General features: G+C 68.1%; 23 protein-coding genes. 11 read left to right on the plus strand and 12 right to left on the minus strand.

Features of this window, described 5'->3' with window-relative positions:
• Entirely contained in the window at positions 1-1,512 is a 1,512-nt protein-coding gene (locus A5750_RS21145) for a carotenoid oxygenase family protein (protein ID WP_067265462.1), read from the plus strand.
• On the plus strand, positions 1,512-1,994 hold the full coding sequence (locus tag A5750_RS21150) for a VOC family protein (RefSeq protein ID WP_067265465.1): 483 nt from the start codon (positions 1,512-1,514) through the stop codon (positions 1,992-1,994). Before A5750_RS21145 ends, A5750_RS21150 begins: the two co-directional genes overlap by 1 nt.
• Positions 1,995-1,998: 4 nt before the next feature.
• Here A5750_RS21150 and A5750_RS21155 read toward each other — a convergent pair whose 3' ends face one another.
• The 7 genes from A5750_RS21155 to A5750_RS21185 form a co-directional block, all read right to left on the minus strand.
• Positions 1,999-2,433, minus strand: a complete 435-nt coding sequence (locus tag A5750_RS21155) for a hypothetical protein (protein WP_067265469.1) — start codon at positions 2,431-2,433, stop codon at positions 1,999-2,001.
• A 60-nt stretch (positions 2,434-2,493) separates the two neighbouring features.
• Positions 2,494-2,964, minus strand: coding sequence for an SRPBCC family protein (locus tag A5750_RS21160; protein WP_066957557.1), 471 nt, complete (start codon positions 2,962-2,964; stop codon positions 2,494-2,496).
• Between the two features lie 4 nt (positions 2,965-2,968).
• On the minus strand, positions 2,969-3,157 hold the full coding sequence (locus A5750_RS21165) for an antitoxin (RefSeq protein WP_066957559.1): 189 nt from the start codon (positions 3,155-3,157) through the stop codon (positions 2,969-2,971).
• 40 nt (positions 3,158-3,197) lie between these two features.
• On the minus strand, positions 3,198-5,570 hold the full coding sequence (locus A5750_RS21170) for a cation-translocating P-type ATPase (protein ID WP_067265472.1): 2,373 nt from the start codon (positions 5,568-5,570) through the stop codon (positions 3,198-3,200).
• Positions 5,567-7,153 (minus strand): serine hydrolase, encoded by a 1,587-nt coding sequence (locus A5750_RS21175; RefSeq protein WP_066957563.1) that lies wholly within the window; start codon positions 7,151-7,153, stop codon positions 5,567-5,569. Before A5750_RS21175 ends, A5750_RS21170 begins: the two co-directional genes overlap by 4 nt.
• Before the next feature lie 96 nt (positions 7,154-7,249).
• Positions 7,250-8,362, minus strand: a complete 1,113-nt coding sequence (locus A5750_RS21180; RefSeq protein ID WP_066957565.1) for an MBL fold metallo-hydrolase — start codon at positions 8,360-8,362, stop codon at positions 7,250-7,252.
• Positions 8,363-8,367: 5 nt separating this feature from the next.
• Positions 8,368-9,099, minus strand: a complete 732-nt coding sequence (locus tag A5750_RS21185; RefSeq protein WP_067265475.1) for an enoyl-CoA hydratase — start codon at positions 9,097-9,099, stop codon at positions 8,368-8,370.
• Positions 9,100-9,126: 27 nt separating this feature from the next.
• On the opposite strand from A5750_RS21185, the gene A5750_RS21190 reads away from it, so the two are divergent.
• Positions 9,127-10,599, plus strand: coding sequence for a carboxyl transferase domain-containing protein (locus A5750_RS21190; RefSeq protein ID WP_067265477.1), 1,473 nt, complete (start codon positions 9,127-9,129; stop codon positions 10,597-10,599).
• Between the two features lie 80 nt (positions 10,600-10,679).
• On the opposite strand, the gene A5750_RS21195 is transcribed toward A5750_RS21190, so the two are convergent.
• Positions 10,680-11,231 (minus strand): TetR/AcrR family transcriptional regulator, encoded by a 552-nt coding sequence (locus A5750_RS21195; RefSeq protein ID WP_066957571.1) that lies wholly within the window; start codon positions 11,229-11,231, stop codon positions 10,680-10,682.
• A gap of 104 nt (positions 11,232-11,335) precedes the next feature.
• On the opposite strand from A5750_RS21195, the gene A5750_RS21200 reads away from it, so the two are divergent.
• The 5 genes from A5750_RS21200 (at position 11,336) to A5750_RS21220 (ending at position 16,746) form a co-directional block, all read left to right on the plus strand.
• Positions 11,336-12,475, plus strand: coding sequence for an NAD(P)/FAD-dependent oxidoreductase (locus A5750_RS21200; protein ID WP_066957572.1), 1,140 nt, complete (start codon positions 11,336-11,338; stop codon positions 12,473-12,475).
• A 187-nt stretch (positions 12,476-12,662) separates the two neighbouring features.
• Positions 12,663-13,373 (plus strand): two-component system response regulator PrrA, encoded by a 711-nt coding sequence (gene prrA / locus A5750_RS21205; protein ID WP_156349628.1) that lies wholly within the window; start codon positions 12,663-12,665, stop codon positions 13,371-13,373.
• A 13-nt stretch (positions 13,374-13,386) separates the two neighbouring features.
• On the plus strand, positions 13,387-14,727 hold the full coding sequence (locus A5750_RS21210) for a HAMP domain-containing sensor histidine kinase (protein ID WP_066957574.1): 1,341 nt from the start codon (positions 13,387-13,389) through the stop codon (positions 14,725-14,727).
• 175 nt (positions 14,728-14,902) lie between these two features.
• Entirely contained in the window at positions 14,903-15,166 is a 264-nt protein-coding gene (locus tag A5750_RS21215; protein ID WP_066957576.1) for a DUF2630 family protein, read from the plus strand.
• 26 nt (positions 15,167-15,192) lie between these two features.
• The gene (locus tag A5750_RS21220) at positions 15,193-16,746 is read left to right on the plus strand and encodes an NAD(P)/FAD-dependent oxidoreductase (protein ID WP_066957578.1); all 1,554 of its coding nucleotides are present in this window, start codon (positions 15,193-15,195) and stop codon (positions 16,744-16,746) included.
• 118 nt (positions 16,747-16,864) lie between these two features.
• Here the strand turns inward: A5750_RS21220 and A5750_RS21225 are convergent, their stop codons facing one another.
• Together A5750_RS21225 and pdxH are read right to left on the minus strand one after the other, a co-directional pair.
• A complete protein-coding gene (locus A5750_RS21225; protein ID WP_066957580.1) occupies positions 16,865-18,157 on the minus strand; it encodes a citrate synthase in 1,293 nt (430 codons plus the stop codon).
• A gap of 129 nt (positions 18,158-18,286) precedes the next feature.
• A complete protein-coding gene (gene pdxH / locus A5750_RS21230; RefSeq protein WP_066957581.1) occupies positions 18,287-18,946 on the minus strand; it encodes a pyridoxamine 5'-phosphate oxidase in 660 nt (219 codons plus the stop codon).
• Between the two features lie 71 nt (positions 18,947-19,017).
• On the opposite strand from pdxH, the gene A5750_RS21235 reads away from it, so the two are divergent.
• Positions 19,018-20,139 (plus strand): citrate synthase 2, encoded by a 1,122-nt coding sequence (locus A5750_RS21235; RefSeq protein WP_066957583.1) that lies wholly within the window; start codon positions 19,018-19,020, stop codon positions 20,137-20,139.
• A 129-nt stretch (positions 20,140-20,268) separates the two neighbouring features.
• Positions 20,269-20,727 carry a VOC family protein gene (locus A5750_RS21240; RefSeq protein WP_066957585.1) on the plus strand — a complete coding sequence of 153 codons (459 nt, stop codon included), beginning with the start codon at positions 20,269-20,271 and terminating at the stop codon, positions 20,725-20,727.
• Here A5750_RS21240 and A5750_RS21245 read toward each other — a convergent pair.
• Both A5750_RS21245 and A5750_RS21250 read right to left on the minus strand, forming a co-directional pair.
• On the minus strand, positions 20,724-22,421 hold the full coding sequence (locus tag A5750_RS21245) for an FAD-dependent oxidoreductase (protein WP_067265479.1): 1,698 nt from the start codon (positions 22,419-22,421) through the stop codon (positions 20,724-20,726). The two genes, A5750_RS21240 and A5750_RS21245, sit on opposite strands and share 4 nt — an antisense overlap.
• Before the next feature lie 20 nt (positions 22,422-22,441).
• Complete coding sequence (locus A5750_RS21250; RefSeq protein WP_066957589.1) at positions 22,442-23,467, minus strand: diiron oxygenase; 1,026 nt, start codon at positions 23,465-23,467, stop codon at positions 22,442-22,444.
• A gap of 245 nt (positions 23,468-23,712) precedes the next feature.
• Here A5750_RS21250 and serC point away from each other — a divergent pair, with 245 nt between their 5' ends.
• Positions 23,713-24,831, plus strand: coding sequence for a phosphoserine transaminase (serC, locus tag A5750_RS21255; protein ID WP_067265562.1), 1,119 nt, complete (start codon positions 23,713-23,715; stop codon positions 24,829-24,831).
• The last annotated feature ends 27 nt before the right edge of the window (positions 24,832-24,858 follow it).

Raw genomic sequence — 24,858 nt, forward strand, 5'->3', positions numbered from 1 at the left:
ATGGACGTTGAGATCGTCGGCAAGTTCCTGTCCACCCTGCCCGAAGACGACCACCCGTACCGGACCGGACCGTGGCGTCCCCAGACCACCGAGTGGGACGCCGACGACCTCACCGCCGTGGAAGGGGAACTCCCCCGCGACCTGGACGGCATCTACCTGCGGAACACCGAGAATCCGCTGCACCCGGCGCTGAAGACGTATCACCCATTCGACGGCGACGGCATGCTGCACATGGTCGGCTTCCGTGACGGAAAGGCCTTCTACCGCAACCGCTTTATCCGTACCGACGGCTTCCTGGCGGAGAACGAAGCCGGGGGGCCGCTGTGGCCGGGGCTGGCCGAGCCGGTGCAATTGGCCAGGCGCGAGCAGGGGTGGGGTGCCCGTACCCGGATGAAAGACGCCTCGAGCACCGACGTCATCGTGCACCGGGGCGTCGCACTGACCAGCTTCTACCAATGCGGCGACCTCTACCGGGTCAATCCGTACTCGGGCGAGACCCTGGGCAAGGAGAGCTGGAACGGGCGCTTCCCGACCGATTGGGGTGTGTCCGCGCACCCGAAGGTGGACAGCAAAACCGGTGAACTGCTGTTCTTCAACTACAGCAAGCGGGAGCCGTACATGCGCTACGGCGTGGTCGACGAGAACAGCGAGTTGGTCCACTACGTGGACATCCCGCTGCCCGGACCGCGGCTGCCGCATGACATGGCGTTCACCGAAAACTACGTGATTCTCAACGACTTCCCGCTGTTCTGGGACCCCGCCCTGCTCGAGCACGACGTGCACCTGCCGCGCTTCTATCCCGATATTCCATCGCGGTTCGCCATCCTCCCGCGCCGCGGGGGAACTGGTGACATCCGGTGGTTCGAGGCGGACCCGACGTTCGTGTTGCACTTCGTCAACGCCTACGAGGACGGTGACGAGATCGTCCTGGACGGTTTCTTCGAGGGCGATCCCTCCCCGCTGGACACGGGCGGGTCGAAGTGGGACAAGCTGTTTCGGTTCCTGGGGCTCGATCGCCTCCAGTCGCGGCTGCACCGTTGGCGTTTCAACCTGGCCACCGGGGCGGTGCGGGAAGAGCGGCTGTCGGAGTCCATCACAGAGTTCGGCACCATCAACCCGGACTATGCCGCGGGCGACTACCGATACGCCTATGCCGCCACCGGCAAGCCGGGCTGGTTCTTGTTCGACGGGCTGGTCAAACACGACCTGCGCACCGGAAACCAACAGGAATTCCGCTTCGGCGACGGCGTCTATGGAAGCGAAACGGCAATGGCGCCACGCGTCGGCGCCACCGGTGAGGACGACGGTTACCTGGTCAGCCTCACCACCGACATGAACACCGACGCCTCCTATTGCGTGATCTTCGACGCCGCCCGGATCGCCGATGGCCCGGTGTGCAAACTTCAACTGCCGGAGCGTATTTCGAGCGGAACCCATTCGACGTGGGCACCCGGCCACCAGCTGCGGCGCTGGGATACCACCGATTCGGCGGCAAGCGCGGTCGGGTTGTGATGGCCGTCCAGCATCCCCGCCGCACCACGCACTGGCCGGCACAGCTGGCGTCGCTCGGCGGCATTCGCTTCGCGCGCCGGTCGGCGAACTTCCACGAGACGGTGCGGTTCTACCGCGAGCTGGTGGGCTTGCCGCTCTTCGAGACCTTCGGTGACAGCTACGGCAGCAACGGCGCCATCTTCGGCCTGCCCAGCTGGAACCTGACCCTGGAGATCGTGGAATCCGTCGAGCCCGTCGCCGTGGACCACCACGAACAGTTGTGCCTGTACTTCCCCGACCAGCAGGCGCAACAGGCGGCGATCGCCCGGCTGCAAGCGGCGGGGATCGAACCCGTCGAACAGCATCCGTACTGGGCGGCGACGGGCGCCGTCACCTACCGCGACCCCGACGGTCGCGAAATCGTGTTCGCGCCCTTCGTGTTCGGCGTCAACGAGCCGAGCGACAGCTCGACCTCGGGAACGCACGAGTTCCCTTCGCCCTGAGGTCTCAGCGGCCGGACCGACCAGAAGCCAGGGCCGCGATGACCGCCGCAACCGAGCAGACCACCGCACAGACCGCCGCGACCGCGCCGACATACAGGCCATATTGAGCCGATACCGGCGGATTCACGTTGAGCTTGTAGTACCACGCCGTCAGCGCGACAATCAACAGCGAAATCACCAGCGCGCCAACCGAAGCGAGCCTGACCGACAGTCCGCGGCCGACCATCGCCCCCGTAACCAACAGCGCGGAGGACAGCAGCACGATGAGCTGGCCCGCGCCGAACCCCCGCGGCAGTTCCAATTTCCCGTGGGCGCCCCCAATGGCGTTTGCCCAGCCTCCGCCGTTGACCGCCGTCGTCAACCACGGCAGCCAGGCGCTGGCCGAAATCACCAACGCGAAGAGCGCCACCAGCCAACCAGGGCGCAGCCGGCGAGTCATGCAAGCGAGATTAGCCGACGCGGGACCGACCTCGGCGCCGTCATGCTCGCGTGGCGGCGGTCAGCGACGACCGCCGGAGCCGTTCATCCCTGGGTCGGGGCGGGTGAATACCGTGACGAAGTTCTGCAGCGACATGTCGATGTCGCCACGCAGCGCGGCGGCGACGATCATGCCGATCGGTCCGAACAGGGCGGGGCCGCCGAGGTGGACGTCGAAGCTGACGACCGAGCCTTCTTCCGCGGGCTGAACTTTGGCCATCAGCTTGACCTTGACGCCGCCGACGCCTTCACCGTTGAGCGTCATGCCTTCCGGCGGCTTGTAGCGCACGACCGTCCACCTGATCCGGTTGTACATGCCCTTGACTTCGACGATCGACTCCACGACCGTGCCCTTGTCGATGTCGTCGGGCAGTTTGCTGCGCCATACCCGATGGATTGTCAGCCAATCCTTGTAGCGGGACAGGTCGGAGGCATGCTTCCAGGCCACCTCGGGTGGCAGCGGGACGTCGATGGATCCGGAGAGTTTCGCCATGAGCTCAGTTCTGGTCGTCGCCTTTAGTCGCGGACTCGGCCGCTTTTTTGGCCTCTTCTTGCACTTTGTGGATGGTGTCGGAGTACTTCCCCTGCGTCTTCTCGTCGACGAATTCGCCGGCCTTGTCGATCGCGGTTCCGACCTTGTCGGCGTTCTGCGACAAAAGGTCTTTGGCCTTGTCCAGGAATCCCATGTACCCGTCCTTTCCCCGCCGAAATCCTACTTGGCGGCCGTTAGCGCCACAGCCGTGGCTGCTCGCCCAGCACCCGTGCCCGGATCCACCACATCGCCTCGATGGCGCCGGCGCCCAGCAGGCCGATCCCCACCGCGGTCGACGTCACCGCCACATCGGAGGGATCGAGCAGGAACGCCCGTCGGGCCAGCGGGATGCTGAAGATGACCACGTAGGCCAGGCCGGAGCCGATGACCAGCGCGACCCGCCACCACTGGTAGGGGCGCGCGACCACCGCGAGCACCCACAGCGCCGTCATCAGGAGCGTGATCAGGGCCGCGGTCGAGGCCTGCTCCTGTTGCTGGAATGTCGCGTGCCGGCCGTGATAGGCCACCAGGTAGGACCCGAAAGTCGCGGTGCCGACGATGAACCCGGAGGGCAGCGCCGAGCTCAGCACCCGCCGTACGAAGCCCGGGTAGGCGCGTTCGTTATTGGGGGCGAGCGACAGGATGAACGACGGGATCCCGATGGTGAACCACGCCGCGATGGTGACGTGTATCGGCTGAAACGGGTACAGCAAGGGATCGGCTTTGAGCGGTTTGGAAAACAGGCATTCGATGCCGACCAGCAGCGCCAGCAGCACCGAGTAGACGGTCTTGGTCAAGAACAGGTTGGCGACCCGCTCGATGTTGCCGATCACCCGCCGGCCCTCGCCGACGACATACGGCAGGGTGGCAAAACTGTTGTCCAGCAACACGATCTGCGCGACGGCGCGCGACGCCGGGCTGCCGGCGCCCATCGCGACGCCGATGTCGGCATCCTTGAGCGCCAGCACGTCGTTGACGCCGTCGCCGGTCATCGCGACCGTATGCCCGTGCGATTGCAGGGCGTGCACCATCGCCCGCTTCTGGTCAGGCCGCACCCGGCCGAAGGTGGTGTAGGCGTCCAGCGCATCGGCCAATTGCGCGGGCTCCGCCGGCAGCCGCCGCGCGTCCATCGTCTCCCCGCGCAGCCCGAGCTTGCCGGCTACCGCGCTGACCGACACCGCGTTGTCGCCGGAAATGACCTTGACCGAAACACCTTGCTCGGCAAAATAATCCAGTGTTTCCGCGGCGTCCGGGCGCACCCGCTGCTCGAGCACCACCAGCGCGACGGGGGTGACGCGGCCCGGTGCATCCGGATGGTCAACGGCGACGTCGCCTGTGCCGACCAGCAGCACCCGCAAACCCTGCGCGCCGATCCGCTCGGCCTGTTCGGCCGCCGCCGACGCCGGATCGAGCAGCACATCCGGCGCCCCGATCACCCAGTTGCCGTTGTCCCCGAAGGACACCCCGCTCCACTTGGTGGCCGACTTGAACGGCGCGGTGGCCGTGGCGATCCAGCCGGGTGGGCGCTGATAGCTCTCGGCGATCGCCTGCATGCTCGCATTGGGGCGCGGGTCGGCGGCGGCCAACGCCGCCAGGGCGTCGGTGACCCTGTGCCGCCGTGCCGGTTCGAGTTCCTCGACACCCGCGACGCGCATGCCGTTCTCGGTCAGGGTGCCCGTCTTGTCCGCGCACACCACATCGACCCGGGCGAGTCCCTCGATGGCGGGCAGCTCCTGCACGAGGCACCGACGCTGCCCGAGCCGCACCACCCCGACGGCGAACGCGACCGACGTCAGCAAGACCAGGCCTTCGGGCACCATCGGGACCAGCGCACCCACGGTCCGGAGCACGGACTGCCGCCAGCCCGCGTGGGTGGTGAAAAACTGGGTGTAGATCGTCAGCAGGCCGGCCGGCACCAACAGGTAGGTGATGAACTGCAGGATCCGGTTGATCCCGTTGCGCAGTTCGGATTTGACCAACGTGAACTTGCTGGCCTCTTCGGCGAGCTTGGCGGCATAGGCCTCCGGTCCGACCTTGGTGGCGCGGTAGGCGCCCGTGCCGGCGACGACGAAGCTGCCTGACATCACCGCATCGCCGGTAGCCTTGCCCATCGGGTCGGCCTCGCCGGTCAGCAGTGACTCGTCGACCTCCAGATTCGCCTCTTCGACAATCTGACCGTCCACGACGACTTGGTCCCCCGGCCCGAGTTCGATGATGTCGTCGAGCACCACCTCGGAGGGCGACAGCGTGCGCGTCCCGGACTGCCTGCGCACCAACGGTTTCGCCTGTCCGACGATGGCCAGCGCATCCAGCGTCCGCTTGGCACGAATCTCCTGGACCATGCCGATGACGCTGTTGGCGATGATGAGCAGGCCGAACATCCCGTTGATCAGCGAGCCGGTCGCCAGCACGATCAGCAGCAACACCCCGAGGATTGCGTTGATCCGGGTGAAGACGTTGGCCCGCACGATGTCGGTGATGCTGCGGGTGGCGCGTTCGCGGACCGCGTTGCTCTTGCCGTCGGCGACCCGCTGCGACACCTCGGCATCGGTCAGACCGGCGATCATCGGGTGAACGTTCCCAGCTTGTCCGAGTCGTAGTACTCCAGGTTGAGGGTAGCGGCCCGCGAACCAGAAAATGTGGCCTTGGAAATGGTTCCGGGCGGGGCGTTTTCGTCGGTCAGACCGAAGGTGAAGGTGTCGCCGTCCCAGTGCGTCAGCGTGACCGTCCGGTTCTTGGGGCCCATCGCCAGCTGCAGGGAGCCGTCGTGTTCGGTGACGACGGCCGGGCCCCAGTAGTCGCTGGCATACACGCCGGCGTAGTCGCTGAGCGGCCTGGCCGGCGCGGGGTTGGCCGGCGGCTGCTTGCCGACCAGCGACCCCTCCGGGTTGTTCAGCCAGCCGATCGCCTTCTGGTACAGAGCCCCCCAGTCCTCACGAATCTGGCCGTACTGCACAAGATCCATGAATTCGGCGGTCAATGTTTCCGGGATGCCATAGGGCGCGCCATTCGTCAGCGCGATGATGCCCAAGTCCTCCGAGGGCATCACCACAAAGTTTGTCGCCGCCCCCAAATCGAAAGCGCCGGAATGACTGTATTCGGTGCGGCCCGACGAGTCGACCGAAGCGTTGAAGCCGTATCCGTAGAAACCCGAGCGCGCCTTGGGCGTCTTCGCGGGCACCGAAACCGTCTGCGGGCTGGTGGCGGCCAGCAAGGCTTCCGGCGACGCAATCCGCTGGCCGTTGTAAGTTCCGTTGCCCAGCAACATCATCAGCCAGTGGGCCATGTCGTTCACCGAGGAGCTCACCCCGCCCGCGGGTGACTGCGGATCGGGGTCGCGCTGGAATCGGGCCTCCCACCTGTCGGCGACCTTGATGTGGTTGACCGCATGGTTGGGTCGTGCGACGAAGTCGGCGAATCGCGAGCTGGTCGATGTCATCCCCAGGGGGCGGTAGAGCACCTCGTTGGACAGGTCCTCCCATGACTTGCCCGCGGCGGCGGCCACCGCCTCAGCAGCAGCGGTTACCCCATAGTTGGTGTAGGCGTAGCTGATTCGAAACGGAGCCAACGGCAAGTACTTCAGCCGTTCGAGGGTCTGCCGACGGTCGTAGCCCAAGTCTTCGAGTTTGTCACCGGCATGGTCGGGCAGCCCCGAGCGATGGGAGTACAGGTCGGCGACGGTGACGTGGCCCGTGACGTAGGGATCGCTCAGCGTGAACCACGGCAGCTTCGCCGCCACCGGGGTGTCCCACGCGACGACGTTGTCGCTGACTTCGTGCGCGAGCACTGTCGAGCCGACCGACTTGGACACCGAAGCCAACTGGAAAACGGTGTCGGCGTCCACCTTATTGTCCTGGCCCTGCCCCTTGCTCACATCCTTGATGCCGAACCCCTTGGCGTACAGCACCTTTCCGCCGTGGATGATGGCCACGGCCATGCCCGGTACGCCGGTGCTCTTCATCAGGTCGCCGACCAGGCCGTCGACCTTGGCGACCGCCTCGTCGATGCGGCCGGTGGGGATCGCGAGACCAGGCACCTCGTTGGGCGGCGCGTCAGAGAGCGCGGGCGGGCCGGATACCTGTCGGGCGGGCCCACATCCGGTCAGGCCGAGCAGCACCGTGGCAACGGCCGCGGCCGCGCGTTTCGTCATGGCGGAACTTTAGCCCGGTGACGATGCGCGCCGCCTGCGGCGCGAGGAGGAGGCGGGCCATCGGCTCTAGCGTGGGCAGGTCGGCAGGCCCCCGAATCAGAGCCGCCACCAGGGGTTCGATTTCGGCGGCGCCCCGGGATCGATGCGCTGGCCGGGGGCGGGAACCGCAATTTTGACGTGCTCCGGTTCCGCGGCGGCGAGCAAGCGTTCAACCGGCTCGGCCCACGGGTGGGGGGCCAGCCGGAAAGTGCCCCAATGAATCGGCACCAGCAGTCCGTCGCCGGTGAGGTCGAGGTGTGCCCGTACCGCTTCCTCGGGGTTCATGTGGACGTCGGGCCACGCGGTGTTGTAGGCGCCGATGGGCAACAGCGTCAGGTCGAACGGCCCGTGGTCGGCGCCGATCTGCGCGAAGCTCTTGGTGTAGCCGGTGTCACCGCCGAAGTAGGCGCGATGATTCGGACCGATGAATGTCCACGACGCCCACAGCGTGGTATTGCGATCCAGGAATCGACCCGAAAAGTGCCGCGCCGGCAGGCAAGTCACGGTCAGCTCGTCTACCAGGCCACTCTGATGCCAGTCGAGCTCGACGATGCGGTGCTCCGGTATCCCCCACGCGCGCAGGTGAGCGCCGACACCGAGCGGCACGAAGAACGGGGCCCGCTGCGTGTGGGCGAGCGCCGTCACCGTGTCCATATCGAGGTGGTCGTAGTGGTCGTGGCTGATCACCACCGCGTCGACGGCGGGCAGCCCTTCCAGTTGCACCGGCGGCGGGTGCAGCCGCTGCGGTCCGACGATGTCCGACGGTGAGCACCGGTCGCTCCAGACCGGGTCGGTGAGCACCCGGTAACCGTCGATTTCCAGCAGCGCCGTCGAGTGACCGAACCAGCTGACGGCGAGCCGGCCGGGGTCACCGTCGAAGATCGCGGGAGCGGCCAACGGGATTGGCGCCGAAGGACGGCTGACGCCCCGACTGCCGATGAGCTCCCACGCGACCAGCCGCAGTTCCTCGCGATCCATTAGGAAATTGGAGGCGGGGTCGAGGTTGACGAATGCGCCGTCGCGGTAGTTGGGCGACCCCTCCGCCACCGCCCTGATCGCGGCGGGGTGGGCGCCGAGGGCCGCCGGTGCGCCGTGCAGCGCCCGCACCACCCAGCCGCCGGCCGCCAGCGATGCCGTGCCGGCGGCCAGTCGCAGCGCCCCCCGCAGCATGACGGTCAGGCCCCCTGGAACTTCGGCGGTCGCTTCTCGATGCGGGCGACCTGGGCCTCGATGACGTCCTGGCTCCCCCACGCCTTGTCGAAGAGTTCCTTGTGCACCGGGCCGGCCTCCTCGATGGCGCCGTCGTCGTTCAGCACCCGCTTGGCGTGCTGAATCGCCAGCGGCGCCAGGCCGGCGATCTCGGTTGCCCAGGCTTGGGCGTCGGCCAGCGTTCCGATGCGGTTGGCCATTCCGGTCTGCAGCGCGACGTCGGCGGTCAGCTTCTCCGCGGCCAGCAGCATCGCGCGGGCTCGCCCGTGCCCGACCAGTGAAGACAGCCGGCGGATGCTCCAGTTATCAAGTGCCAGACCGTATTTCGATGTCGGGAACTGGAAGAACGCGTCCGGTGCGACGACCCGCAGATCGCATTGCATGGCCAGCTGCAGGCCCGCGCCGATGGCGGGGCCGTTGATGGCGGCGATCACCGGGATCAGCGTGGTATCCATCACCTTGTGCAGCTCGATCAGCCGGTCGGGATAGTCGGCCGCGAACGCGTCGCCGCTCAGGTCGGCGCCCGCGCAGAACGCCGTGCCCTGGCCGGTCAGCACGATGGCCCGCACGGAGGCGTCGCTCGCCTTCTGGAACGCCTCCCGCAGTTCCTCGACGAGCTCGGAATTCAGCGCGTTGCGGCGCTCGGGCCGCTGCAGCTCAATCGTCAGCACGGCTTCGGCCTGGGTAACACCGATCATGGCAGCCACCCTATATAGCCTCGTGTCGTGAGTCGTATCACGGCTGCTCAGCTGCGCGACGCGGTGCTGGACGAGGGCTCCTTCATCCGCTGGGACGGCCAGCCGCTCGCGGTGCCGGTCAGCGAGGCCTACGCGCGCGAACTGGCCGACGCCCGGGCGGCCACCGGCCTCGACGAGTCGGTGCTGACCGGCGAGGGCCGCATCTACGGACGCCGGGTCGCGGTGGTGGTCTGCGAGTTCGGCTTCCTCGGCGGCTCGATCGGGGTGGCCGCGGCGGAACGGATCACCGCCGCGGTGCAGCGAGCGACCGCCGAGGGCCTACCGCTGCTGGCCTCGCCGAGCTCCGGGGGCACCCGCATGCAGGAGGGCACGGTCGCCTTCCTGCAGATGGTGAAGATCGCCGCCGCCGTCCGCCTGCACAAGCAAGCCCACCTGCCCTACCTGGTCTACCTGCGCAATCCCACCACCGGCGGGGTGTTCGCGTCGTGGGGTTCGCTCGGCCATGTCACCGTCGCCGAACCGGACGCCATGATCGGCTTCCTCGGGCCCCGGGTGTACCAGCTGCTCTACGGCGAACCGTTCCCCGAAGGCGTCCAGACGGCGGAGAACCTACAGCGCCACGGCGTGATCGACGGGGTCGTCCCGGTCGGCGAGCTGCGCCGGACGCTGGACCGCGCGCTGACCGTCATCGCCGACCCGGCCGATCCCCTACCTGCGGCGGCATCGCCCGAACCGCTCCCCGACGTGCCGGCGTGGGACTCGGTGGTGGCCTCGCGCCGCCCCGACCGGCCGGGTGTCGGGCTGCTGCTGCGCCACGGCGCCACCGATCGGGTGCTGCTGTCGGGCACGGGCCAGGGAGAAGCGGCGACGACCCTGCTGGCGCTGGCCCGTTTCGCCGGCCAGCCCGCGGTGGTGCTCGGACAGCAGCGGGTGACGGGCGGGATGGTGGGGCCCGCGTCGCTGCGCGAGGCCCGGCGCGGCATGGCGCTGGCCGCCGAGCTGCGCCTTCCGCTGGTGCTGGTGATCGACACCGCCGGTCCCGCGCTGTCGGCCGAGGCCGAACAGGGCGGGCTGGCCGGCCAGATCGCCCAGTGCCTGGCCGAGCTGGTGACCCTCGATACCCCGACGGTGTCGGTGCTGCTCGGCCAGGGCAGCGGCGGGCCGGCGCTGGCGATGGTGCCCGCCGATAGGGTGCTGGCCGCGCTGCACGCGTGGCTGGCGCCGCTCCCGCCCGAAGGCGCCAGTGCGATCGTCTTCCGGGACACCGCGCACGCCGCCGAACTTGCCGCGGCGCAAGGCATCCGGTCGGTCGACCTGCTGGCGTCGGGTATCGTCGACGCCGTCGTGCCGGAGCATCCCGACGCCGCCGACGAGCCGGTCGAGTTCTGCCAGCGACTTTCGCGCGCCGTCGCCGCCGAGCTGCACGCGCTGCGGGCGCTCCCCGCGGGCGAACGGCTCACGGCCCGCCTGCAGCGCTACCGCCGCATCGGATTGCCCTGACATTTCGCCGAGCGCCTTCACGACACGTAAACCACGCACACGAACGCCGCAAAACGCCGCGGTGGTTTACGTCTCGCGAGTCAGCCGTCCGGCAGCCCGAGGTAGCGCTGGATCGTCGGGCCGAGCCAGTCGACGATGTCGTCGCGGGTCATCTCCACGATCGGGGGTAGCCGTAACACGAAGCGGCACAACGCCATCCCCAGGATCTGGGTCGCGATCAGCCCCGCCCGCACAGCGGAATCTTGCGGCGGCACGAAGGAAGCCACCAGCGGCTGGATCTGGGTTCCGAAGATCTCCTGCATCCGTTGCGCCGCTTCGCCGTTGGTGGCGCTGGACCGCAGCAGGATGACCAGCGCCTCGTCGCCCTCCCAGCGTTCGAGAAAGTGCCGGACCAGCGACCGCCCGACCTGCGCCGGGTCGGTCGAGGCGAGGTCGGGAAACCGCAAGTCGAACTCGGCCGCCGCGGCGAACAGCTTGTCCTTGCTGCCGTAGTACCGCATGACCATCGCGGGATCGATGCCCGCGTCGGCGGCTATCGCCCGGATGGTCGCGCCCTGAAAACCGGCCGCGCCGAACCGCTCGCGGGCCGCCGCCAGAATCACTGCCTTGGTCTCCTCCGACGACCTTCTCATGCCAACGAGTGTAGGCCAACAACTGTTGACATAGCGCCGGCGGCGCGCAAGCATGGAGATATGCCAACAAGCGTTGACTTAACTCCCAGGGAGAGGAGCGGACCATGAAAGACACCGATGTCCTGGTGGTAGGCGCGGGCCCCACCGGTCTCACGCTCGCCGCCACACTGCTCAGCCGCGGAATTCGGGTGGTAATCGTCGACAAGTTGGCCGAGGGCGCGAACACGTCCCGCGCCGCCGCCGTCAACGCCCGCACCCTCGAGGTGCTCGAGGAGCTCGACGTGGCCCGGCGCATGGTCAAAGCGGGGCTGATCGCGCCGCGATTCACCATGCGGGAGGGCCGGCGCATCCTGATCCCCGTCGACTTCAGCGAGCTGCCGACGGACCATCCCTACACCCTGATGCTGTCCCAGGCCGACACCGAGCGGCTGCTGCTCGAGCGACTCCGGGAGTTAGGCGGTGACGTGGTCCGCCCCAAGACGCTGAGCCGCATCAGCCAGGACGCCACCGGCGTGACGGCCACATTCGACGACGGCGACACCATCAGGGCCGGCTACGCCGTCGGGGCGGACGGCATGAACAGCACGGTCCGGACGCAAGCCGGAATCGGCTTCACCGGTGGCCAATTCGCCGAGGCTTTCACACTCGCCGACGTCCGAGTTACCGGCGAAGCGCCCCGCAACGAGGTGATCCTGTTCTACGCCAAAGACGGCCTGACGGTGCTGGCCCCGCTGCCCGGCGACATCTTCCGTGTCGTCGCGCCGACCACCGAGGCGCCGCAGCTGCCGTCGGCGGAGTTTGTGCAGGCACTGCTGGACACCCGGGGCTTCGGGCCCGGGCAGACGGTGGTCACCGAGCTGGTCTGGGGGTCGCGGTTCCACATCCACCACCGCGTCGCCGACACGTACCGGGCCGGCCGATTGCTGCTGGCCGGCGACGCGGCGCACGTGCACAGCCCGGCGGGGGGCCAGGGCATGAACCTCGGGATCACCGACGCGGTGGCGCTGGCCGGGGCGCTCGCCGACGTTCTGGGGGGCGGCCCGGACGCCGCGCTGGATGCGTACAGCACCGCGCAGCGCCGCCGCGCCGAGCGGGTGCTGAAACTGACGGGACGGCTGACCCGGGTCGCGACCCTACCGCGCCCGTTGCGCCCCCTGCGCAACACGGGAATGCGCCTGGCCGCAGGGGTTCCCGCGGTGCGCCGGCAACTGGCGGTGCGGCTGAGCGGTCTCGCCACGGAATGACCCAAACCCGCACGGAGGCAACATCAATCAGAAACCGGTCACCCCGGACGCGAATGCCGCGTCACGCCAACCGATCTCGGGGTGACCCGCCCATACCAACGGGCAGTCGCGGCCTGGCGTCGAAAACGTAACCTTTTAGGCATCGACGGCCCGGCCAGGGCACCACCGCGGTCAACAATCAGGCAAGATGGGCGGCATGGACACTGGTGGCATCTCACCCCGCGTCTTGGTCGTCGACGACGACTCCGATGTGCTCGCGTCGCTGGAACGCGGCCTGCGGCTGTCCGGATTCGAGGTGTCGACCGCGGTCGACGGCGCCGAAGCCTTGCGCAGCGCCACCGAGACCCGGCCGGACGCGATCGTGCTCGACATCAACATGCCGGTGCTGGATGGCGTCAGCGTGGTCACCGCGCTCAGGGCGATGGACAACGACGTCCCGGTCTGCGTGCTGTCCGCCCGCAGCTCGGTCGACGACCGGGTCGCCGGACTCGAGGCCGGCGCCGACGACTACTTGGTCAAGCCGTTCGTGTTGGCCGAGCTCGTCGCGCGGGTGAAGGCGCTGCTTCGCCGTCGCGGCGCGACCGCCACCTCCTCCTCGGAGACAATCACTGTGGGCCCGCTCGAGGTGGACATCCCCGGCCGGCGCGCCCGCGTCAACGGCGTCGACGTCGACCTGACCAAGCGGGAGTTCGACCTGCTGGCGGTGTTGGCCGAGCACAAGACCGCGGTGCTGTCGCGCGCGCAGCTGCTGGAACTGGTGTGGGGTTACGACTTTGCCGCCGACACCAACGTCGTCGACGTGTTCATCGGGTACCTGCGCCGCAAGCTGGAGGCCAACGGCGGTCCCCGGCTGCTGCACACCGTCCGCGGAGTAGGGTTCGTGCTGCGTATGCAGTAACCAGGCGGGCTCCATGAATTTCCTATCCCGCATCCTGACCCGTACGCCTTCGCTGCGCGCCCGGGTCGTGGTCGCGACCGTCATCGGCGCCGCCATTCCCGTGCTCATCGTCGGGATCGTCGTCTGGGTGGGCATCACCAACGACCGCAAGGAGCGGCTGGACCGCCGCCTCGACGAGGCCGCGGGCTTCGCGATCCCCTTCCTGCCGCGCGGCCTCGACGAAATCCCGCGCTCCCCCAACGACAACGACGCCATCATGACGGTCCGCCGCGGCGACCAGGTCAAGTCGAACACCGATGTGACGCTGCCCAAGTTGGACGTCGATTACGCCGACGCCTACGTCAAAGGCGTGCGGTACCGGGTGCGGACGGTAGAGATCCCTGCGCCGGAGCCCACGTCGCTGGCTGTGGGCGCGACGTATGACGCGACCCTCGCCGAAACCAACAATCTGCACCGGCGAGTACTGCTGATCTGTGGCTTCGCCATCGGCGCGGCGGCCGTGTTCGCCTGGTTGCTGGCCGCATTCGCGGTGCGCCCGTTCAAACAGCTCGCGCAGCAGACGCGATCGATCGATGCCGGCGACGAGGCGCCGCGGGTGGAGGTGCACGGCGCCACCGAGGCCGTCGAGATCGCCGAGGCCATGCGGGGCATGCTGCAGCGCATCTGGGATGAGCAGATCCGGACCAAGGAGGCGCTGGCGTCGGCCCGCGACTTCGCCGCCGTGTCGTCGCACGAGCTGCGCACGCCCTTGACGGCGATGCGCACCAACCTCGAGGTGCTGGCCACCCTGGACATGCCCGACGACCAACGCAAAGAGGTGCTGAGCGACGTCATCCGCACCCAGTCGCGGATCGAGGCCACCCTGAGCGCCCTCGAGCGGCTGGCCCAGGGCGAACTGTCGACATCCGACGATCAGGTGCCGGTCGACATCACCGAGCTGCTTGACCGCGCCGCCCACGACGCGATGCGCATCTACCCCGACCTCGACGTGTCGCTGGTGCCGTCGCCGACGTGCATCATCGTCGGATTGCCGGCCGGATTGCGCCTGGCGGTGGACAACGCGATCGCCAACGCCGTCAAGCACGGCGGCGCGACCCGCGTCCGCCTCTCGGCGGTCAGCTCGCGCGCCGGGGTGGAGATCGCCATCGACGACAACGGCAGCGGCATACCCGAAGACGAACGCCAAGTCGTCTTCGAGCGATTCTCCCGCGGGTCGACCGCCTCACACTCCGGGTCGGGCCTGGGGCTGGCGTTGGTGGCACAGCAGGCCCACCTGCACGGCGGAACCGCTGCGCTGGAAAGCAGCCCGCTGGGCGGCGCGCGCCTGGTGTTGCGCCTACCCGGCCCGAGCTAGCGCTTAGGGTGCCGGAGCGCGAGCGACGCCGTCGGGATCTTCGTCGTGGCAGGCTCCGAATCAGCTATGGCACAAGGGTTTCGCCTCCGTCGGTTGGTTGGCCTGCGCCGCTCGCCCGGTGGGCGATGGGCAACCTAGCGATCCGGCCCACGCCCCGGTCGGGCACACTGGAGCGATGGCCAACGGCAACAAACCGACCGACAACGAAACCCTGGCACACATCCGCGAGCTGGTCGCACAGGAGAAAGCCCTGCGGGAGCAGCTGCAAAACCGCGACATCTCCGAATCGGAGGAACACGACCGCCTGCGCCGGCTGGAGGTCGAGCTGGACCAGTGTTGGGACCTGCTGCGGCAGCGGCGGGCGCTGCGTGAAACCGGCGGTGACCCCCGGGAGGCCGAGGTTCGTCCGCCCGGCGAGGTGGAGGGCTACCTGAACTGAGCCATCACGCGGCAAATGGCGGGGCCTTGGACGCCATAGTGGTTGGTGGCGGTCACAACGGCCTGGTCGCTGCGGCGTACCTGGCTCGCGCGGGCCTTCGGGTGCGGTTGCTGGAGCGGCAGGGTCACATCGGCGGGGCCGCGGTCTCGGCCCAGGCCTTCGACGGTGTCGGCGTCCGGCTCTCCCGCTACTCCTACCTGGTCAGCTTGTTGCCGGCCCGCATCGTCGACGACCTGGGTGCGGGGGTGCGGCTGGCCCGGCGGCGGTATTCCTCGTACACGCCCGACCCCGACGCCGATGGCCGCGGCGGGCTGTTGATCGGTGCGGCCGGCAACACGTTCGCCGCGATCGGCGCCGGCCCCGATGAGCAAGGGTTCGCCTCCTTCTACCGACGCTGCCGACTGGTGACCCAACGGCTATGGCCGACACTGCTGGAACCGCTGCGCACCCGCGAGCAGGCCCGCCTGCATGTCTCGGGAAGCGGTGACAGCGAGGCGCCGGCCGCGTGGCGCGCGTTGATCGACGAGCCGATCGGGCACGCCATCACCGCCGCCGTCGGCAACGACGTGGTCCGCGGTGTGGTCGCGACCGACGCGCTGATCGGAACGTTCGCGCGCCTCGACGACCCGTCGCTGATGCAGAACGTCTGCTTCCTCTATCACGTACTGGGCGGCGGCACCGGGGACTGGGATGTTCCCGTCGGCGGGATGGGCGCACTGACCGATGCCCTGGCAACGGCCGCCGTCCGCCATGGCGCCGAAATCATCACTGGCGCAGAGGTTTACAATGTCGAACCCGACGGCTTGGTGCGCTACCGCACCGGCGATGAGGAACACCTGATAAGGGGTCGGTTCGTCCTCGCCGGTGTCACACCCGCGGTATTGGCAGGCCTGCTCGGCGAACGGCCGCCGACCCCCGCCCAGGGCGCGCAGGTCAAGGTGAACATGGTGCTGCGACGACTGCCCCGATTGCGCGACGACGGCGTCACCCCCGAACAGGCCTTCGCCGGGACGTTCCATGTGAACGAGACCTGGACCCAACTGGACGCCGGATATTCGCGCGCGGCGGCCGGGCATATCCCGAAACCGCTACCGTGCGAAGCCTATTGCCATTCGCTGACCGACCCGAGCATCTTGTCGGCCGACCTGCGCGAATCGGGCGCGCACACGATGACGGTGTTCGGTCTGCACACCCCGCACTCGCTTTTCGACGGCAACTACTCCGGCGCCCTGCGTGACCGGTTGACCGAGTCGGTCCTGGCGTCACTGAATTCCGTTCTGGCCGAACCCATTCAGGACGTGTTGATGAGCGACGCCCAGGGCCGGCCATGCATCGAGACGACGACCACCCTGGACTTGCACCGCACACTCGGGATGACGGCCGGCAACATCTTCCATGGCGGCCTGTCGTGGCCGTTCGCGGACGACGACGACCCGCTGAACACGCCCGCGCGGCAATGGGGGGTGGCGACCGCACATGAGCGGATCATGCTGTGCGGCTCCGGCGCCCGCCGCGGCGGCGCAGTGTCGGGCATCGGCGGGCACAACGCCGCCATGGCGGTGCTGGCCTCGCTCTGCTGATGACCCGATCGGTGGCGACCTGGCGACCCGATTCGCCCGGCTACGCCGCGCTCGCGATCGCCACTAGCTCGTCGGTGGCGACCCGCAGCGCCCGGCTACGCCGCGCTCGCGATCGCCACTAGCGCGCGTCGATGGTGGTGTAGTCGCGCTCGGTGTAACCGGTGTAGATCTGGCGCGGGCGGCCGATCTTGCTGTCACCCTCGTCGTGCATCTCACGCCAGTGCGCGACCCAGCCGGGCAGCCGGCCCAGCGCGAACAGCACGGTGAACATCCGGACGGGGAAGCCGAGGGCCCGGTAGATCAGCCCGGTGTAGAAGTCGACGTTCGGGTACAGCTTGCGCTCGATGAAGTAGTCATCGGTCAGCGCCGCCTCTTCCAGCTCCTTGGCGATGTCCAGCAGCGGGTCGCCGCCGAGCTTGGCCAGGATCTTGTCGGCCTGCTCCTTGACGATCCGGGCGCGCGGGTCGTAGTTCTTGTAGACGCGGTGGCCGAAGCCCATCAGCTTGACACCCTCTTCGCGGTTCTTCACCTTGCGGACGAACTCGCTGACGTCGTCGCCACTTTCGCGGATCTGGTCGAGCATCTCGAGCACCGCCTGGTTGGCGCCGCCGTGCAGCGGCCCCCACAGCGCGTTGATGCCGCCGGAGATCGAGGTGAACAGGTTGGCCCGCGACGAGCCCACCAGCCGAACCGTCGACGTCGAGCAGTTCTGCTCGTGGTCGGCGTGCAGGATGAGCAGCATGTCCAGCGCCCGCACGACTTCGGGGTCGGCCTGGTAGGGCTCCGCCGGTAGCCCGAACGTCATGCGGAGGAAGTTCTCCACCAGCGACAGCGAGTTGTCCGGGTAGAGGAAGGGCTGCCCGACGGACTTCTTGTAGGCGTACGCGGCGATGGTGGGCAATTTGGCGAGCAGGCGGATGGTCGACAGCTCGACCTGCCTGTTGTCCATCGGGTCGAGCGCGTCGGGGTAATAGGCGCTCAACGCGTTCACCACGCTGGACAGCACCGGCATGGGATGCGCATTGCGGGGGAAGCCGTCGAAGAAGCGCTTCAGGTCCTCGTGCAGCATGGTGTGCAGCTGGATCCGCTGGGTGAACTCCGCGAGCTGGTCCTTGTCGGGCAGCTCGCCGTAGATCAGGAGGTAGCTCACCTCGATGAAGGTCGACTTCTCGGCGAGCTGCTCGATCGGGTAGCCGCGGTAACGCAGAATCCCGGCGTCACCGTCGATGTAGGTGATGGCGCTCTTGCAGGCGGCGGTGTTGACGAAGCCGTTGTCGAAGGTGGTGTGCCCGGTTTTGGACAACAGGGAACCGAGCGCAATCCCGTCAGCACCTTCGGTGGCGCGAACGATCTCCAGGTCGATCTCGCCCCCCGGGTACTTCAGAGTTGCGGTGTCGTCGGTGTCGGCCACGAGAACCCCTTTGCGCTCTGGCTGGTATGGCTGCCCTGACTAGGTGCTTATAGGTGAAGGTAGTCGTTGTCGCGTTCGCATGCCTGCCCGGGGTCGGGTCTGTCCCGTCGCACCGGCCCCCGGGACGGGCTAGGGCTGGAGGCGCTCGACGTGAGCACCGGTGACCCGGATCCGGTTATGCAACCGGTTCTCCCGGCCCTGCCAGAACTCGACCGACTCCGGAGCAAGCAGATAGCCGCCCCACCCCGGCGGCACCGGAATCTGTTCCCGGTCGGCGAAGCGGGCGGTGACCTCGGCCAGCTGGTCGAGCAGCGCCGCGCGTGACGCGATCGGACGGGATTGGTGCGATGCCCACGCGCCAAGCTGGGAGCCGCGGGGCCGCTTGGACCAGTAGTCCTCGGTGGCCTCTGGCGTGACCTTGCTCACCGGACCGCGGAGGTGAACCTGCCGGCCCAGCTGGTACCAGGGAAATGTCACCGACGCGTACGGCGTCGCCGCGAGGTCGGCGCCCTTGGCCGAGTCATAGTTGGTGAAAAATGTGATTCCGGACTCGTCGACGCTTTTGCACAACACCGATCGGCTCGTCGGCCGGCCGTCGGCAACGGTGGCCAGCACCATGGCGTTCGGTTCGGCGACGCCGGACCGCTCGGCTTCGTCGATCCATTTGCGCAACAAGGCAACCCAACCGTCGTCTAGCCAATCCGCGTCGAGATCGGGACTACCGTCCTTCTCCACCGATCCGTATTCCACGCGCATCCTCTGCAGGCGCTCGGAGTCTGGTCCTGCCATCGCGCCAACGCTACCGGGGCTTGCTACCGGCCGGTAGCGTCGGCGCGAACGTGGGGTGCGAGAATTTTCCTATGACTGTGGTCCCCGAAGACTTTGTCCCCGGCCTCGAAGGGGTCGTCGCCTTCACCACCGAAATCGCCGAACCGGATAAGGACGGCGGCGCGCTGCGCTACCGCGGTGTCGACATCCAGGACCTGGTGGATCAGCAGGTCACCTTCGGCGACGTGTGGGCCCTGCTGGTCGACGGCAAGTTCGGCCACGGATTGCCGCCCGCCGAGCCGTTCCCGCTGCCCATCCACACCGGTGACGTGCGCGTCGACGTGCAGGCGGGCCTGGCGATGCTGGCCCCGATCTGGGGTTACCGGCCCCTGCTCGACACCGACGACGACACCGCTCGCGACCAGCTGGCCCGGGCCTCGGTGATGGCCTTGTCCTACGTGGCGCAGTCCGCCCGCGGCATCTACCAGCCCGCGGTCCCGCAGCGGGTGATCGATGAATGCGACACCGTCACAGCCCGTTTCATGACCCGCTGGCAGGGCGAGCCGGACCCGAGGCACGTCGAGGCGATCGACGCCTACTGGGTCTCGGCCGCCGAGCACGGCATGAACGCCTCGACGTTCACCGCGCGGGTGATCGCCTCGACCGGCGCCGACGTGGCCGCGGCGTTGTCCGGGGCGATCGGGGCAATGAGCGGACCGCTGCACGGCGGGGCGCCGGCGCGGGTCCTGCCGATGATCGAAGAGGTCGAACGCACCGGTGACGCCCGCGGGCTGGTCAAGAAGATCCTGGACAGCGGCGACAAGCTGATGGGCTTCGGCCACCGCGTCTACCGCGCCGAGGACCCGCGCGCGCGGGTGCTGCGTGCGACCGCCGAGCGGCTGAAGGCTCCGCGCCACGAGGTCGCGGTCGCCCTCGAGCAGGCCGCCCTCGCCGAGCTGCGCGAGCGACGTCCGGACCGGGCCATCGAGACCAACGTCGAGTTCTGGGCGGCGGTGATCCTCGACTTCGCGCAGGTACCGGCCAACATGATGCCGGCGATGTTCACCTGCGGACGCACCGCCGGCTGGTGCGCGCACATCCTCGAGCAGAAGCGGCTCGGCAAGCTGGTGCGCCCGTCGGCGATCTATGTCGGACCGGGCCCACGCAGCCCGGAATCGGTCGAGGGTTGGACCCGCAGCCTCACCAACGCCTGAGGCGGCGCCGGTTGTCGGTTCCCGGCGATTAAATGAGTGTCGCCGCGATGAGTTTTCGTCGCGGGCGCAGTCATAACTCGCGAAGCCTGCCCGTTTCGGGCCTGGGAACCGACAGCAAGGAGAACCACAATGGCGCTCAACATCGAACCCGCCCTGTCCCCGCACCTGGTGGTGGACGACGCCGCCGCCGCAATTGACTTTTACGTCAAGGCTTTCGGCGCCGAGGAGCTGGGGCGTGTGCCCCGGCCGGACGGAAAACTCATCCACGCCGCGGTGCGCATCAATGGCTTTCTGGTCATGCTCAACGACGATTTCCCCGAGGTGTGCGGCGGCAAATCGATGACGCCCAAGTCATTGGGCGGCACCCCGGTCACCATCCACCTGACGGTCACCGACGTCGACGCCAAGTTCCAGCGGGCGCTGGACGCGGGCGCCACCGTGGTCGCTCCGTTGGACGACCAGTTTTGGGGTGACCGATACGGCGTGGTCGCCGACCCGTTCGGCCACCACTGGTCGATGGGTCAGCCGGTCCGCGAGGTCGGCTACGACGAAATCCAGGCCGCGATGGCCGGGCAGGGCGCCGGCTAGCCGAGCAGCCGGTCTAGCAGCCCGCGTCGCGGCGGCGGCGCGGGCTCGGCGGCGGCAGCGGCGGCGAGCATGTCGGCCACCTCGGTGAACTTGTTCCGCGGCCGACCGTCAGCGCTGCCGCGCGCGATCTCGGCGGCGTCGATGGCTCGCCAGCCGCGGGCATCAACGGCGTCAGGCTGCCGGGTGTGCACCAGCTTGGCCAGCGCCTCCGGCTCAGCCACCGGATCGCTCAGCTTGCCGGCGTTGAAATCGGCCACCAGGGCCTGAACGGTTTGCAGGGAGCACGACTTGTTCGTTCCGATGAAACCGCTGGGCCCCCGCTTGATCCAGCCCGCGACGTAGGCCCCCGGGACCGGCGCCCCGGAGTCGGGATCGACCACACGGCCGCCGTCGTTGGGGACCACCGCGGTCGACTGATCGAACGGCAGGTCGCGAGTCGGCATGCCGCGGTAGCCAATCGATGTCAGCAGCAGACCCGCGTCCAGTCGACACGGCTCGCCGGTTCCGGTGACGGCGAACTCCACCCCCGTGACGCGTCGATCACCCAGCACACGCTTCGGGGTGAGCCGATAGGCCAGCCGGATACGCGGGCCCCCGGAATTGCGGGCCGGCCCCGAATCGTCACCGAGTGTGCTCAGGATTTGCAGCTTTCGCTTCGTCAAGCCGTCCGTGGCGCTAGCGAGGTCGGCCGCCACCAACTCGTGGTCGGCCGCGCTCAGCACGACGTCGGAGGAGCCCGTGAGTCCGATCAGTTCGGGCAAGGTGAATGCCGACTGGGCGGGGCCGCGCCGGGCGGCGACCACCACTTCGCGGACGGTGGAAGCGCGAAACGCCGCCAATGCGCGATCGGAGATGTCGGTGCGGGCCAGGTCGTCAGGGTTCGCCGTGAGCACGCGGGCCACGTCGAGTGCGACGTTTCCGTTGCCGACGATCACCACCCGCTCGTGGCTGAGATCGACTGGGAGATCGGCGAAGTCGGGATGCCCGTTGATCCACGCGACCAATTCGGTAGCGGTTCCGGTGCCGGGCAGGCCCATGCCCTCGATCTCCAGCCGACGGTCGTCGGGTGCGCCGACGGCGTACACCACGGCATGGTGGTGGGCCAGCAGCTCGGCGTGGCTCAGGTGCCTGCCGACCTCGACGTTGAGGTAGAACCGGAAGCGGCGATGACCGGTGACCCGGTCGAACAGCCGGGTGACCCGTTTGGTGTTCTGATGATCGGGCGCCACTCCGGCACGCACCAGCCCATAGGGCGTGGGCAGCTTCTCAAAGACGTTGACCCGCACCCCGTGTTGGGTGAGCAGTTCGTCGGCGGCATACATGGCCGCCGGCCCGGATCCCACGATGGCCACGGTTAGCGGCCGGCGGCGGGCGCGCACCTGGGCGGCCGGAATCACCGGGGCCAGCTTCGATGTGGGCGGCACCTTCTCGCCCTCGGGCCGCTCGGGGTAGAAGGACGCGTTGATCTCGACGAACGGCAGCTGCTTGGTGTCCAGCCGGCTCTCCGGCGCGATCGCGCCGACGGGGCAGGCGCTCACGCACGCGCCGCAGTCCACACAGGCCACCGGGTCGATGTAGAGCATCTCCGAGGTGGCGAAGCCGGGCTCATCGGGCGTGGGGTGAATGCAGTTCACCGGGCACGCGAAAACACAGGACCCGTCGTTACAGCACGACTGGGTAATAACATGCGGCATAAACGATTACCCGTGCGGGCCTAGGCTGCCGGCGCCGCGGCCAGGTGCTGGCGTTGTGGCTCGCTGCGGTAGCGCGACGGCTTGCCGTCGATCTTGCAGAGCCGCCACATGAGCCGCGCCGAGCGCGTCTCCATCAGCCCGGTGTCGTGGGCCAGCATCCGAACGTCACCGAACATGTCGCTCAGCCACTTTCGTGACTCCGGCGACCGGAAGAAGAGTTCCTTCTTGACCTCGCGCGGAATGTCGAACTCCTGCCAGAACGCCTTGGGCGGCACCACGATTGCCCGGCACAAGGTCTTCATCGTCAGCGGCAGGTACAGCGCGGTCCAGAACCGCTGGCGCTTGGTCAGCTCCGGCACCCGCCTACGTAGGAACTCGTGGGCGAACGAGATGTGGCGCGCTTCCTCGGCCACGTGTATGGCCATCACCCGCTCCATGATGGGATGCAGCGACTTGCCTTCGCGCAGAACGTTTTTCTGCGTGTGGTCGATCGGTTCCTCGCCCGCGAGCACCCCGATGAAGAACGCCACCGGCAGCGGGCCGGCCACTAGCGGAACCAGCGGCGAGAGCCACTTGAGCGCCCGGGGCATGCCCGGGACGTCGGTGCCGATCCGGTTGACCATCTCCTGAAACATCATGGTGTGGTTGCACTCTTCGACCGATTCGTGCAGGCAGTACCGGTATTCCGGGGAGCCGTTCGGCACCCAGAACGTGTAGTTCATCAGACCGCGGATCAGGATCGACTCGAAGTGCAGGCCGACCTTGGCGACGTTGGCCTGGCGCCACATGCCGATCTTGATCTTGCGCTCGTCGGACTGCGCCAGGTACCAGGGATGCCGTCCCAACGGGTCGGTCGCAGGCAGTATCCACCGAGGGTCGTTCTCCGTGACGGCGAATTCGGCCGAATCCCAGTCGATGTCTGTGTACGGGTTGAAGTTTCGACGCACCGACCCCTCGGACAGAGTGGCGAGCGTGTTGACGTACTCGGTGTCGTCGCGCACTTCCATATTGCGGCGCCACCGCCGAACCATGCGTGTCCTGGCCATATCCAAGCCTCCCCAGCGAGGTTTACATTAGGACGTGCTGTGTCCAGACAGTACCGCAGGTACCGCATATCTTCTAGGCCCCTCTTCGGCACTGTGGGTTGACCAGTGGTCAGCGCTTTGGTGTGTCCCGCGTCACAGCCCGCACAACCCAGCGAGTTGCGCGGCCAGGCGTTTTGCCGGGGCCCGCTGCGTCGGCAGCCGGACCGCCGTGCCGCGCGTCACGTCCGCTCACTACCCTGATGAGCATGGCTGACCAGCTCGAGGTTCCCGCTGACATCAAACCCCGCGATGGCCGCTTCGGATGCGGCCCTTCCAAGGTCCGGCCCGAACAGTTGCAGGCCCTGGCGACCACCGCGGCCCCACTGTTCGGCACATCGCACCGGCAGGCGCCCGTCAAGAATTTGGTGGGTCGGGTCCGGTCGGGGGTGGCCGAGCTGTTCTCCGTGCCAGATGGTTACGAGGTCATCCTCGGCAATGGCGGCGCGACGGCATTCTGGGACGCCGCGGCGTTCGGGTTGATCGACAAGCGCTCGTTGCACCTCTCCTTCGGCGAGTTCAGTTCGAAGTTCACCTCGGCGGTCGCCAACAACCCTTTCGTCGGCGAACCCATCGTCATCAAGGCGGATGCCGGCAGCGCGCCCGAGCCGCAGAGCGATCCCTCGGTTGACGTCATCGCCTGGGCCCACAACGAGACCTCGACCGGGGTGGCAGTGCCCATCCGCCGGCCCGCCGACTCCGGCGACGCCCTGGTCGTCATCGACGCCACCTCCGGCGCGGGCGGCCTGCCGGTCGAGATCACCGACACCGATGCCTACTACTTCTCGCCGCAGAAGAATTTTGCCAGCGATGGCGGCCTATGGCTTGCCGTCATGAGTCCGGCCGCGCTGGCGCGGGTCGAGTCCATCGCCGCGTCCGGCCGCTGGGTTCCCGACTTTCTGTCGCTGCCGATCGCCGTGGACAACAGCCTCAAGAACCAGACGTACAACACCCCGGCCATCGGCACCCTGGCGCTGATGGCCGAGCAGCTCGATTGGATGCTGGGCAACGGCGGGCTGGACTGGGCCGTCAAGCGCACGGCCGACTCCTCGCAGCGGTTGTACTCCTGGGCAGAGGAGCGGCCATACACCACGCCGTTCGTCGCCGACCCCGCGCTGCGGTCTCAGGTGGTGGGCACCATCGATTTCGTCGACGACGTTGATGCGGCGGCCGTCGCGAAGGTTTTGCGGGCGAACGGCATCGTCGACATCGAGCCGTACCGCAAACTCGGCCGCAACCAGTTGCGCGTCGGGATGTTCCCGGCAGTCGAGCCCGACGACGTCAGCGCTCTGACGCAATGCGTCGACTGGGTGGTCGAGCGGCTGTAACCGCCCCGCAATCAGCACGCAACCGCC

This window comes from Mycobacterium sp. 852002-51613_SCH5001154 (assembly GCF_001667425.1).
GTDB lineage: Bacteria > Actinomycetota > Actinomycetes > Mycobacteriales > Mycobacteriaceae > Mycobacterium.